Source organism: Cellulomonas phragmiteti (assembly GCF_016862775.1).
GTDB classification, from domain to species: Bacteria; Actinomycetota; Actinomycetes; order Actinomycetales; family Cellulomonadaceae; genus Cellulomonas; species Cellulomonas phragmiteti.
Genome location: NZ_BONP01000004.1, coordinates 73,746 through 85,856 on the forward strand (window position 1 = coordinate 73,746; position 12,111 = coordinate 85,856).

The 12,111-nt window shown below is 69.4% G+C and carries 11 protein-coding genes; 6 read left to right on the forward strand and 5 right to left on the reverse strand.

Features of this window, described 5'->3' with window-relative positions:
* The first annotated feature begins 87 nt into the window (after positions 1-87).
* The 6 genes from Cph01nite_RS05035 (at position 88) to Cph01nite_RS05065 (ending at position 7,676) form a co-directional block, all read left to right on the forward strand.
* Positions 88-1,170, forward strand: a complete 1,083-nt coding sequence (locus tag Cph01nite_RS05035) for a cupin domain-containing protein (protein ID WP_239069054.1) — start codon at positions 88-90, stop codon at positions 1,168-1,170.
* Positions 1,167-2,018, forward strand: coding sequence for a fumarylacetoacetate hydrolase family protein (locus Cph01nite_RS05040; RefSeq protein WP_203671733.1), 852 nt, complete (start codon positions 1,167-1,169; stop codon positions 2,016-2,018). The genes Cph01nite_RS05035 and Cph01nite_RS05040 overlap by 4 nt, the downstream gene beginning before the upstream one ends.
* Position 2,019: 1 nt before the next feature.
* Complete coding sequence (locus Cph01nite_RS05045; RefSeq protein ID WP_203671735.1) at positions 2,020-2,775, forward strand: maleylpyruvate isomerase family mycothiol-dependent enzyme; 756 nt, start codon at positions 2,020-2,022, stop codon at positions 2,773-2,775.
* A gap of 119 nt (positions 2,776-2,894) precedes the next feature.
* Positions 2,895-3,344, forward strand: a complete 450-nt coding sequence (locus Cph01nite_RS05050) for a MarR family winged helix-turn-helix transcriptional regulator (protein WP_203671737.1) — start codon at positions 2,895-2,897, stop codon at positions 3,342-3,344.
* Between the two features lie 333 nt (positions 3,345-3,677).
* Complete coding sequence (locus Cph01nite_RS05055; protein WP_203671739.1) at positions 3,678-6,368, forward strand: nSTAND1 domain-containing NTPase; 2,691 nt, start codon at positions 3,678-3,680, stop codon at positions 6,366-6,368.
* Positions 6,369-6,941: 573 nt separating this feature from the next.
* On the forward strand, positions 6,942-7,676 hold the full coding sequence (locus Cph01nite_RS05065; protein WP_239069039.1) for a phosphatase PAP2 family protein: 735 nt from the start codon (positions 6,942-6,944) through the stop codon (positions 7,674-7,676).
* 146 nt (positions 7,677-7,822) lie between these two features.
* Here Cph01nite_RS05065 and Cph01nite_RS05070 read toward each other — a convergent pair whose 3' ends face one another.
* The 5 genes from Cph01nite_RS05070 to Cph01nite_RS05090 form a co-directional block, all read right to left on the reverse strand.
* Positions 7,823-8,587: a DUF3800 domain-containing protein gene (locus Cph01nite_RS05070; protein ID WP_203671743.1), complete on the reverse strand. Its 765-nt coding sequence runs from the start codon at positions 8,585-8,587 to the stop codon at positions 7,823-7,825.
* 67 nt (positions 8,588-8,654) lie between these two features.
* Entirely contained in the window at positions 8,655-9,461 is an 807-nt protein-coding gene (locus Cph01nite_RS05075; RefSeq protein WP_203671745.1) for an ABC transporter ATP-binding protein, read from the reverse strand.
* Positions 9,454-10,239 carry an ABC transporter permease gene (locus Cph01nite_RS05080; protein ID WP_203671747.1) on the reverse strand — a complete coding sequence of 262 codons (786 nt, stop codon included), beginning with the start codon at positions 10,237-10,239 and terminating at the stop codon, positions 9,454-9,456. The genes Cph01nite_RS05075 and Cph01nite_RS05080 overlap by 8 nt, the downstream gene beginning before the upstream one ends.
* On the reverse strand, positions 10,239-11,114 hold the full coding sequence (locus Cph01nite_RS05085) for an ABC transporter permease (RefSeq protein ID WP_239069040.1): 876 nt from the start codon (positions 11,112-11,114) through the stop codon (positions 10,239-10,241). The genes Cph01nite_RS05080 and Cph01nite_RS05085 overlap by 1 nt, the downstream gene beginning before the upstream one ends.
* Positions 11,114-12,106, reverse strand: coding sequence for an ABC transporter substrate-binding protein (locus Cph01nite_RS05090; RefSeq protein ID WP_203671749.1), 993 nt, complete (start codon positions 12,104-12,106; stop codon positions 11,114-11,116). Before Cph01nite_RS05090 ends, Cph01nite_RS05085 begins: the two co-directional genes overlap by 1 nt.
* Positions 12,107-12,111 lie beyond the last annotated feature (5 nt).

The window sequence follows — 12,111 nt, forward strand, 5'->3', positions numbered from 1 at the left end:
GGCACTTCCTCCGGGTGTCGCGGCGCACTATCGTTGGTAGACCAACGAATGGCGACGACGCCACCGAAGGAGCGCACCGTGGACCAGATGGACGGCACCGCCGACACCCCGGAGCTCCAGCAGCTCTACGCCGACTTCGAGGCCGAGAGCCTCGCCCCGCTGTGGACCCAGCGCGACGACCTCATGCCCATGGCGCCGTCCCCGAAGGCCGTCCCGCACGTCTGGCGGTGGAAGGCCCTGTACGACATCGCCGAGCGCTCCGGTGAGTTCGTCCCGGTCGGTCGCGGTGGGGAACGCCGCGCCATGGGCCTGGCCAATCCCGGCCTCCCCGGGACGGCGTACGCGACCCCGACCCTGTGGTGCGCCATCCAGTACCTCGGCGGGCACGAGACCGCCCCGGAGCACCGGCACAGCCAGAACGCGTTCCGGTTCGTCGTCGAGGGGGAGGGGGTGTGGACGGTCGTCAACGGCGACCCCGTCGCCATGCGCCGCGGTGACCTGCTGCTGACGCCGGGCTGGAACTTCCACGGGCACCACAACGACACCGACCAGCCGATGGCCTGGATCGACGGCCTCGACGTCCCCTTCTCCCACTACGCCGACGTCGGGTTCTTCGAGTTCGGCTCCGAGCGGGTCACCGACGAGGCGTCGCCGGACGTCTCGCGCTCGGAGCGGCTGTGGGCGCACCCGGGTCTGCGGCCCCTGTCCGGGCTGCAGGACCAGACGAGCTCGCCGCTGTCCGCCTACCGGTGGGAGCACACCGACCGCGCGCTCACCGAGCAGCTGCGCCTCGAGGACGAGGGGTACCCGGCAACCGTCGAGCAGGGTCACGCCGCGATCCGGTACACCAACCCCACGACCGGCGGCGACGTCATGCCGACCATCCGCTGCGAGTTCCACCGGCTGCGTGCCGGTGCCGAGACGCCCGCACGCCACGAGGTCGGCTCCGCGGTGTGGCAGGTGTTCGAGGGCGAGGGCACGGTCGTGCTGGGCGGCACCGAGCACCGCGTCGAGACCGGTGACCTGTTCGTCGTCCCGAGCTGGGTGCCGTGGTCGCTGCACGCCGACACGCAGTTCGACCTGTTCCGGTTCACCGACGGGCCGATCGTCGACCGGCTGCACTTCACGCGCACCTACGTGCCCGGGCAGCGCAACGAGGACCTGGCATGAGGCTCGGGACGCTGCGCCTCTCCGCACCCGGTGAGGCGCCGATGACCACCGTCGTCGTCCGGGTCGACGACGACGCGGCCGTCGAGCTGCCCGGCGTGGCCGACGTCGGTGCGCTGCTGGCGGCTGCCGACTGGCGGGAGCGTGCCGCGGCCGCCGGCGGACGCCGTCACGCGCTCGCGGACGTCGAGCCCCGTGCCTGGGCGCCGCCCGTGCTGCGGCCCTCGAAGATCGTGTGCGTGGGGCTCAACTACCGCCACCACATCCTCGAGATGGGCCGCGAGCTGCCCGCGTTCCCGACGCTGTTCGCCAAGTACCCCGAGGCGCTCATCGGCCCGTTCGACCCGATCGTCCTGCCCGCGCATGCGGCCGACGCCGTCGACTGGGAGGGCGAGGTCGCGGTCGTGCTCGGCGCCCCGGCCCGCCGGCTCGACGAGGCCGCCGCTGCCGCTGCGATCGCCGGCTACGCGGTGCTCAACGACGTGACCATGCGCGACTACCAGTACCGCTCGGCGCAGTGGCTGCAGGGCAAGACCTTCGAGGCGACGACGCCGTTCGGGCCGTGGCTGACGGTGGCGGACGGACCGCCGACGGGCGAGCTGCGCACCCTCGTCGACGGCGAGCAGGTGCAGCACACCGCGGTCGACGACATGGTCTTCGGCCCGGCCGCCCTGGTCGCCTACGTCTCGCAGATCCTCACGCTGCAGCCCGGTGACGTCATCGCCACGGGGACGCCCGGAGGCGTGGGGCACGCACGCAAGCCCCCGCGCTACCTGCACCCGGGGCACACCCTCACGACGACGGTCAGCGGGCTCGGCGAGCTGCGCAACGACGTCGTGGCGGAGGTCTGACGTGCCGGCACGCACCGACCGGACCGCCGACCCGGACCTGCGCGCGGCCCTGCTGCTGGCCCGGCGCGGTCAGGCGTACTTCTCGCGCAAGCTCAACGAGCTGGCCAACGACGAGCTCGACGCGCCCTCGCTCGTGCCCGGGTGGACGCGCCGGCACGTCGTCGCGCACGTCGGGCTCAACGCCCGGGCCCTGACCCGCCTGACCGAGTGGGCCGCCACGGGCGTCGAGACCCCGATGTACGCGTCGCGCGAGGAGCGGGACGCGGAGATCGCGTACGGCGCGACGCTGCCGGCGCGGGCGCTGCGGAGCCTGTCGGCGCACGCGGCGGTGCACCTCGACGTCGAGTGGCGCGACCTGCCGCCCGACGCGTGGCAGGCGCCGGTCCGCACGGCGCTGGGGCGCACCGTGCCGGCGAGCGAGACCGTGTGGATGCGCACGCGCGAGGTGTGGGTGCACGCGGTCGACCTCGCCAACGGGGCGTCGTACCGGCAGTTCCCGCCCGAGCTCGTCGACGCGCTGCTGGCCGACGTCGCACGGATGTGGCGTGCCCGGCCCGGACCCGCGCCGGTGCTCGAGCCGACGGACCGGGACGGGGCGGCTGCGGGTGCCGGTGCGGACGGTGGTGCGGCCGCCGGCGCCGTGCACGTGCGCGGACGTGCCGCCGACCTCGCACGGTGGGCGACCGGCCGCGGCGGCGCCCACCTCCTGACGACCCCCGACGGCACGCCCGTCCCCGACCCACCCCGCTGGCTCTGAGCCCTGCCGGCCCGGAAGTGGTCAGTTCTCTGCTCCGCGGTCACCACAAGTGGGCAGATATGTGGCCACACGGCTCCGAGGGCGGGACGGAGGGCCGGGTGGGCTGACAGCATGGCCGCGTGACCGAGCCCATCGACCTCGCCCACCACACCGGGTTCCTCGTGCGCCGGACGCAGCAGGTGCACCTCGCGGCGTGGGCGCAGGAGGTGGGGACCCGGCTGACGAACGTGCAGTTCGGCGTCCTCAACGTCCTGCACATCCGCGGCGAGGCCAGTCAGCGTGAGCTGTGCGACGACCTCGACCTTGACCGGTCGACGGTCGCCGGGCTCGTCGCGCGGCTCGAGGCGCGGGGGCTGGTCGCGCGCGTGCGGGCGGACGTCGACCGGCGCCGCAACGTGGTGCGCCTCACCGACGAGGGCGTCGAGGTGCTCGCCGACCTCGTCCCGGCGGCCGCGCGCGTGGACGACGTCCTGACTCTGGGCTTGACCACGCATGAGCGTCAGGAGCTACAGCGTCTGCTGACCAAGGTCCTGGTGCTTGCTCGCGGGCAAACGCCCGCGGATCCCTAGAGGATCGACGGTCGGCGGGAGCCGCGCCGGCGATGATGCGCGTCGGGCCGTACGGCACTCGGGGGCGAGCGCGACGGCCAGCGCCCCGCCTTGCCTGCTTCAAGACGTTGCTCCTGCTCCAGCTCCTGGCGTAGAGCGCCCACCGTCATCAACCGGCGCGGCTCGAACAGGTGAGGGTGTTGCAGTCCCAGAGGCCTGGCGTGTCAAGTTCGAGACCGAGACCCAACGCCAAGGACAAGCACCCAGTCGTGCGTCGATGGCATCGGACCGCGTGGCATCTTCCGTGGCCGGTCGCTGACATCTACGCTCCGACCAGGAGCGAGAGGAAGCATCATGTTGAGCCAGGTTGTCGTTCAAGACCCCGTCATCATTCTACTAGCCGAAGGCGACGACGCCGGATCTCAGGCCAATGCTCGAGGTCATCTGTTCGAGTCGTTTATGGCTCGGGTGATGCATCAACTTGGATACAAGGAGCCGACACAGTCGAAACTGAACGTTCGAGCCGACGGATTCGAAGTCGACATCTCCGCACAGCATGATCTGAACGACGCACACGCGGTAGCAGAGTGCAAGGCTCTCGCGACCAATATCAACGTTAATCAAGCAACGGCGTTCTACGGCCGTTTGACGGCACTCCGGTTCAAGCAGACGAATCTGGACGGCTTTCTATTCGCTATCCCTCGACTCACAGCCGATGCGGCTCAATTTGTTGAGAGCGTGAGGAAGAATGACCCAAGGTTCTTCGCCTATACAGCAGGCGACATTTGGGATCTCCTGCAGCGTCGCGGCCTTACAGATCCGATCTCGGGCGAGAATGTAAGCGACCAAGCCTTGGTGGTACATAGTTCAGGCATATACTGCGCGGCGATTGAACTCGACCCTGAGACCCGAACTGGCAGACGAATAGTCGTGAATGCAAAAAATCGGGGGGGCGTGCCTGATTCCGTCTTGCGGCAATTGGATGAGTCTGATTATGCCCGTGGGCTCCCTGTAGTCGCTTACGGCGCCTCAACCAGCGCCCCAGTGTCAGGGTATACGGCGCCGGTGATAGTGGAGGTTCACGGCTCCGGGTCAGACTTCGAGTACCAACTCCCGGCATCGCCAAAGTACTTCGTCGGAAGACGTGATGCCGTCAACCGGATTGAGGACAAGGTGGCCCACGCTGGGGGGCCGTTCGTCCTCAACGCGCAGTCCGGCTGGGGCAAGAGTTCGCTCGCTCTCAAGGTCGCATCGACCGTTGAAGGCGTGGGCCTCGTTTTCGATACGCGGACCGCAGGAGCCCCTACTTACGTGGCGGGGGCTTTGCGCCATGCTGCGCTCACTGCGCAAGTCCGGGGACTTGTGAAACTACCTGCGGACGCAACCTGGGCAACAACCGAGGGTGCTCTCGCAACCATCGATCGGGCTGAGTGGTCGCCCGATAAGCGAATCCTCGTCATTTTTGATCAGTTCGAGAACGTATTCACGGATACCGCTCTGACAGCGGAGTTCCGCGACGTAGCGCTCTGGACTTCCGAGAATCGTTCGCACATCACAGTCGGATTCGCGTGGAAGACCGATTATGTCGACTGGATCGAGACGCACCCGTTCCGGCTGCGCGACCAGATTCGAGAGGTGGCGACCGTAGTCACGCTCCAGCCGTTCGGTTCAGCTGAGGTAGACACAATTCTGCGGAGGCTCGAGCAGGCGGGAGGAGTCGCGCTTTCCCGTGAACTGCGTCAACGATTGCGAGAGTACAGTCAAGGACTCCCTTGGCTGCTTAAGAAACTCACAGGGCACCTCCTCGGCGAGTTTAAGCGTGGCAAGACCCAGGAGCAATTGATTAGTGAAGCCCTCAACGTCCAGGACCTCTTTGTTTCGGACCTCGCCGGGCTGAGTCCTGGCGAGCGTGAGTGCCTGAACTTTGTCGCGCGCTTTGCACCGGCACAGGCGAGTGAAGTCACGGAGCGTTTTCAGGCATCCTTGGTCCAATCTCTGCTGAATCAGCGGCTCGTAGTCCAGGTCGGTGAGAAACTCGATACGTACTGGGATATATTCCGAGATTACCTGAACACAGGAAGAGTGCCAATCGAGGATTCGTACATTCTTCGACAGAGTCCTAACTCTGTTGCCCGTCTGGTCTCGGAACTCCTAGCGCAGGGTGGCGGAGCAGCGACGTCGGCTATAGCTGAATCGTGGGACACGACTGAGAATGTCGTATGGAACACTGCGCGGGAGCTTCGGCAGCTTGGCCTCGCGCGCTCAGAATCGGGGCGCGTGGACCTGATTGCCGAGATCGCCGAGGCTGTGGATTCTGAACGCGAAATTCGTACCCGTGTTGCACGTGCTCTACGCAGGCATAAGGCCTGGACAATATTCATTGAATTGGCCGAGCGCGGGCAGGGGCGCGTGGCGGCATCTCTATTTGCTCGCCGCCTTCAGGAAGCATTTCCCGCCGTGTCGGGAACTACTAACACCTGGGTCACGTACGCTAGAACGTTCTTGGCTTGGTGCGCTTATGCCGGTCTCGCATTGCCAGACGCCAACGCCTTTATTCTTGCGCCCGACGGTTCTTCGGGGGTGGGGAGCCTGACGACGAAGACGCCTGCCACTATCAAGCGCGGTGTCTTTCCGACGCTAGCTCCAGGGCCTGCTATCGACATACTATCGAAACTGCAGGAGGACCCCTCTTATCAGGTGCCTCGCGAGAAGCGAAAGTATCTTACCCAACTCGTGACTCTTGGTGCGCTCGTTGCCTCGGGTGTAAGTCCAGGCGAGTATCGCGTCGCGCCTGGCCTATTTGATGCCGGAGTGCTGTCTACACAGGCGTTGCGTCAGATGCTCGAAGGAGTCCCGGGTGGGCGCGACGCGATCGCCGCTTTGACAAACGATAGCGGGCTTCGCGCCGTTGCGGCCGGGGCTGTCTTCGAAGGGGCCTACAATGCGTCTTGGACCGACTCGACAAAGGATCTCGTCGGTCGTTCGTTCTTCGGCTGGGCGCGTGCCGCCGGGTTGAGCACTAGGCGTGGATCCCGAGAGAAATAGTTTCGGTTTCAGATGTCCTTATGGGCGTCCAGCGCGTAGCCGTGGCCGCCTCCGTTGCCATTGGGCGCGCAATGGGGTGCTGTCGAGTGGGTCGAGGGGTGGAATTCTCGGTGGGCTTGGTGACGAGTATTCGGGACATTGATGCGTGCGATTCCGTGACCCCATGTCTGGGCCCGTCGCCGCATTGTCGGCCTGGCGCAGTATGGGGAGTTGACTGCTCTGGCCGCGCGACGGTTCGATCTACCCCTACCGGTTGCCCGTGGCGGGGCTCGTTGCGCGGCTGGAGACGCGCGGGCTGATCGAGCACGAGCGGGCGGAAGCCGACCGACGACGCCGCGTCATGCGCCTCACCGATGGAGGGCTCGCGGTGCTCGCCGACCTCGTCCCGGTGGCCGCGCGTGGACGACATCTTGACGTCCGCGCTGACCCGCCAGGAGCGCGAGACGCTGCAGCGGCTGCTGACCAGGATCCTGGGTGGTGGCTCCGGCAGCTGAGCCGTCAGGGAGCCATCCGCGACGCGCGCCGGTAGCGTGGCTGGATGCCAGCCGGAGACCCGCCGCGCCGTCTGCTCGCGTGGTACGCCGACCAGCCCCGCTCCGGGCGGTCCTGCCGGGTGTCGTGCTCGTGGCCCTCGGCCTGCTCGTGTTCGGCGGCATGTTCGACGCGGTCCGGGAGCGCGACGACTTCTCCCTGTGGGACCGGCCGGTCCTCGAGTTCCTGGTGGGCGTCCGCAGCGACGCCCTGACCGCGGTCCTCGCCGCGCTCACGTTCGTCACGGGTCCGACCGTGGTGCCGATCATCGTCCTCGTCGCGTGCGTCGCCTGGGGTGTGCTCCGGCGCGAGTGGTGGCGCCCGCTCCTGCTCGCCGGCGCCATGATCGGCTCCACGCTGCTCTCGCTGCTGGTCAAGGGGCTCGTCGCCCGGCCCCGCCCGCCCGAGGAGACCATGTACATCCCCGGCTCGGAGACGACCGGGTCGTTCCCGTCCGGCCACACCATCGGGACGGCGACGTTCCTGCTGGTCGCCGGGTACCTCGTGGCGAGCCGGCACCGCACGCTCCGGGTCGTCGTCGGCTGGCTGGTCGTCGGTGTCGTCGGGGCCGCTGCGGTCGCCCTGAGCCGCCTGTACCTCGGCTACCACTTCCTGAAGGACGTCGTCGCGGCGGCGGGTCTGGCCGTCGTCGTGCTCGGCGTCGTCACCGTCGTGGACCGGATCCACGTGGTGCGCGGCCTGCCACCGAGCGAGCCGGAGCCCGGCTGGAGCCCGCAGCCACCACCGGGGCTGACGCAGACGAACCGCGAGAAATAGCCGGGAAGCAGGTGCCCGGGAGGTGACGCTGTGCGACGGTCGCACAGCCGGTAGAGTGGCTCTCCGCAAGGCCCCATGTGCCCCTCGTGGGCTCTCAAGGGGTCTTGCACCTCGCGGACCCCCGGCCTCGGCCGGGGGTTCTTGCGTTACGCAGGAAGCCAGGCGACGCCGCCGCTGTCTTCGGCGTGGACCCAGTGTGCCTTCGTGGTCATGTACGCCCTGATGGCGTCGGCAACGGGCTTGACGTCCGCCCCCCAGATCTCGGGGTGGTGCTGTCGGTGATGCTGATACGCGCCGTAGGCGATGAGGTCGACCGCCTGGATCAGCTGGCTGTACCGGCTGTCCTGCATGATCACGTCCTCGACCACGCGCCGGGACGTGATGTCCAGGCCGCGATGGACCTGGCGGTAGGGCGTGGCGTCGCGGACCGCGCGGTCCCAGAGCTCGGCTCGTTCCTGAGGAGTGGGATCAACTCCGCGGCGTGGCAGCCCCTGCTGGCCGTCATAGAAGATCATCAGGCGGGTGTCCGTGGCGGCAGCCCAATCTTCGAGATGGGCGACGAACATCGCGTACAGGGTCGGCTTCGAGACGACCTGGCTCCCCACGGTGAGCACGTGGAATTCATCGAAGCGGGAGAGGTGGCTGAGCACGATGCGACCAGTCGCTGCACGGAGGCCCGTCCCGAACCGCTTCTCCTGCTCTGCGGTCTCGCAGAACCGGCCGCGGCCCTTGTAGAGCGCGGTCGCATGCAGTTCGGCATGCTTGCGCACCCCGAACTGCTGGTGGACCTCGCGCCTTCCGGTCAGCCAGGCGTCGAGAAGCCCGGCCCAGTGCTGTGGCTCGACCAGCAGTGCCGTCAACGTCGTCCCGTGCTTGGAGTCGCCCGAGTCGTCGACGTACGCCAGGTACATGCGGCACATCCTGCCCGAATCGCCTGACACCCGTCTGGTCGATCTCGGGCGCCCGGTGGGGGCGTCGTCACGGAGTCGCCGCGACCGCCTCCCCCCGCTTCGCGCGCTGGATCTGCTCGTACACGTGCGTGCGCAGCTCGGTGAACCGCGGCAGCGCGCGCGTCGTGAGCTGGTCGCGCTCGGCGGGCAGGTCGACCGTCAGGTCCTCCTGCACGAACGTCGGCGACGACGAGAGCACCAGCACGCGCTCGCCGAGGTACACGGACTCGTCGATGTCGTGCGTGACGAACAGGACGGTGACGCCGAGGTCCTTCCAGACGCGCCGCACGAGGTCCTCGAGGTCCGCGCGGGTCTGCGCGTCGACGGCGGCGAACGGCTCGTCCATGACGAGGATCTCCGGCTGGTAGGCCACGGCCCGGGCGATGGCCACGCGCTGCTGCATGCCGCCGGACAGCTGCCACGGGTAGGTCGTCATGGCGTGCCCGAGCCCGACCTCCTCGACCGCCCGCTCGACGAGGGCCTGGCGCTCCGCCTTGGGCACGCCGCGCGCCTTGAGCGGCAGCGCCACGTTGTCCCGCACGGTCAGCCACGGGTACAGGCTGCGTCCGTACTCCTGGAACACCAGGGCCATCTTCTTGGGCGGCTCGCGCACCTCGGCGCCGTCGAGGGTGACCGAGCCGGACGTCGGCGCCAGCAGGCCCGCGAGGCACTTGAGCAGCGTCGTCTTGCCGCAGCCGGACGGCCCGACGATGCAGACCAGCTCCCCGGGGCGCACGTCGAACGTGATGGAGCCGATGGCCTCGACCGGCCCGGAGGCGGCCTGGTAGGTCTTGCTCAGGTCCCGGACGGACAGCAGGGGCGTGTTCTCAGGCACGGGCGACCTCTCTCGAGCCGTGGTACCAGTGCAGCACCCGTCGTTCGACGAGCTGGAAGACCGCCGCGACGGCGACCCCGATGAGCCCCAGCAGCAGGATGCCCGCCCACATCTCGGGGATCATGTACTGCCGCTGGAAGTAGACGATCTGGTAGCCGAGCCCGGCCGACGCGGCGAACATCTCGGAGATCACCATGAGGATCAGGCCGATGGACAGGCACAGCCGCACCCCGGCCATGATCTGCGGGCTCGCCGCCGGCAGGACGACGTAGCGGTAGGCCAGGGCCCCGCGCACGCGGTAGGACCGCGAGGTGTCGGTGAGCACGGGGTCGGTGCCCCGCACGCCCTCGATGGTGTTGAGCAGGACGGGCCACACGCTGCCCGAGACGATCACCGCGAGCCGCATGGTGTCGTCGATGCCGAGCAGCAGCATGAGGACGGGCACCAGCACCACGGGCGGGATGGCCCGGAAGAACTCGAGCATGGGCTCGAGCAGGGCGCGCAGCCACGGCGTCGCGCCGATCGCGGTGCCGGCGACGACGCCGATGGTGATGGCCAGGAGCACCCCGATCCCGAACCGGCCGAGGCTCGGTAGCACGTCGCGGGTGAGCGTGGCGGGCGCGAGCCAGGTGCTGACGAAGGCGTCGAGCACGCGCGACGGCGCGGGGTAGTAGAGGTTGGCGGTGCCCCGGGTCGCCAGCGCCCAGGCGAGCACGAGCAGCACGGGCAGGCCGGCGGCGTAGCCGACCGAGGTGAGGGAGCGTCGCACGGTGCTCATCAGGCGGCCGCCTCCCTGCGCACCGACGGGTGCCAGTGCAGCACCCGGCGCTCGACGAGCCGGGTCACGAGGTTGACCAGCAGCCCGAGCCCGCCGGTCACCAGCACGAGGGCGTACAGGCCGGGCGCGTCGGGCGCCGAGCGGTACACGTCGATCTGCCGGCCGATGCCGGGGTTGCCGATGACCAGCTCGGCCGTGATGGTCAGGACCAGCGCGATCGACGCCGCGAGCCGGAACCCGGTGATGACGTACGGCAGGGCCGTGGGCAGGACGACGTGGCGCAGCCGCTGCAGCCGCCCGAGGCCGAAGCTGCGCGCGGTGTCGTCGGCGACGGTGTCGACGTCCCCGATGCCGTACAGCACCTGGATGAACACCTGCCAGAACGGCGCGTAGACGACGATGACCAGGGCCGCCTCGCGCGAGAGGCCGGCGACGAGGACCGCGAGCGGGATGATCGCGACCGACGGGATGGGCCGCAGGAACTCGACGGTGCTGCGCGTCGCGCGCCGCAGGAACGGGACCAGGCCGATCACCGCCCCTGCCACCAGGGCGGCCACGACCGCGATCGCCAGGCCGACGCCCCAGGTGACGACGGTGTCGCCCAGGGCCGACCAGAAGCGCGGCTCGCCGAGCTCGGTGACCAGCCGGGCGGCCGTGGTGGTGAAGCGCGGCAGGTACGCGGGGTCGACGACCTGCGCCCACGCGACGACCTCCCAGGTGAGGGCGAAGCCGACGACCCCGAGGCCCCCGAGCACGGCGGAGCCCCCGGGGCGGCGCGCGCCGCGGCGGCCGCCCGCCCGGGGCCCGGTGCCGGCCGGGTCCCCGGGGGCGACGCCCCCGGGCCCCGGGCCGGCCACCGTGTCGGTCAGCTGCATCAGTCGACGACGACGAGGGTGTCGAGGTCGGGGGCGGAGTCGAAGAACCCGTGCTCGACCGCAAGGTCGGCCAGGCCCTGCAGCACGTCGAGGTCGATCTGCGTCGAGAACCGCGGGAACCGCAGGTTCGCCGCGGCGGGCTCCGGCAGCGACATCTCGTCGACGAGCGACTGCCGGACGGCGTCGTCGTTGTCCTCGGCCCACGCGAACGCCTCCGTGAACGCGTCGCGCACGGCGGCGACCAGCTCCGGGTCGTCGGTGACGGTGGCGCCGGTCGTCTGCAGGACGAGCGTCGGCAGGCCGGGCAGGGTGGCCTGGTAGGGGTCGACGACCCGCGCACCACCGGCGCCGACGACCATCGACACGAACGGCTCGGGCACCCAGGCGGCGTCGATGTTGCCGGCGTCGAGCTGGGCCGCGGCGTCGGGGAACGCGACCTCGACGAACTCGATGGTGCTGGGGTCGCCGCCGTCCGCCTCGACGGCGGCCATGATGGTCAGGTCGCCGGCGGCGCCCAGCGAGTTGACCGCGACCTTCCTGCCCGCGAGGTCGGCCGGGGTGGTGATGTCGCTGCCCGCGCCGACGACGACCGAGTTGATGTCGTCGCCGTCGGCCAGGCTCTGCGCGTAGTTGGCGACGATCTTGACGTCCAGGCCCTGCAGGCTCGCGCGCATGGCCCCGAAGGGCTGGCCGACGGAGAAGTCGATGTCACCGTTGAGGAGCGCGGGCATGGCCTGGGCGCCGCCCTGGATGGGCTGCACCGTGACGTCGAGCCCGTGCTCGGCGAAGACGCCGGCCTCGACCGCGGCCCACAGGGGGGCGGTCTCGCTGATGCTCAGGGCGCCGATGGTCACGGCGCGGGGGGAGTCGGCGTCCGGGGCGGCCGACGCGGCGGTCCCGGCCGGTGGTGCGGGGTCGGACGACGAGCACGCGGCCAGTCCGAGCGACAGCGCCGCGACGAACGCCGCCACGAGAGCGGGACGTCGGTTCATGGGGT

Bases quoted from the DNA above. Each gene is read 5' to 3' on its own strand.
- Cph01nite_RS05035 (WP_239069054.1), top strand. From the start codon at position 88: ATGGACGGCACCGCCGACACCCCGGAGCTCCAGCAGCTCTACGCCGAC.
- Cph01nite_RS05040 (WP_203671733.1), top strand. From the start codon at position 1,167: ATGAGGCTCGGGACGCTGCGCCTCTCCGCACCCGGTGAGGCGCCGATG.
- Cph01nite_RS05055 (WP_203671739.1), top strand. From the start codon at position 3,678: ATGTTGAGCCAGGTTGTCGTTCAAGACCCCGTCATCATTCTACTAGCC.
- Cph01nite_RS05070 (WP_203671743.1), bottom strand. From the start codon at position 8,587: ATGTACCTGGCGTACGTCGACGACTCGGGCGACTCCAAGCACGGGACG.
- Cph01nite_RS05080 (WP_203671747.1), bottom strand. From the start codon at position 10,239: ATGAGCACCGTGCGACGCTCCCTCACCTCGGTCGGCTACGCCGCCGGC.
- Cph01nite_RS05085 (WP_239069040.1), bottom strand. From the start codon at position 11,114: ATGCAGCTGACCGACACGGTGGCCGGCCCGGGGCCCGGGGGCGTCGCC.
- Cph01nite_RS05090 (WP_203671749.1), bottom strand. From the start codon at position 12,106: ATGAACCGACGTCCCGCTCTCGTGGCGGCGTTCGTCGCGGCGCTGTCG.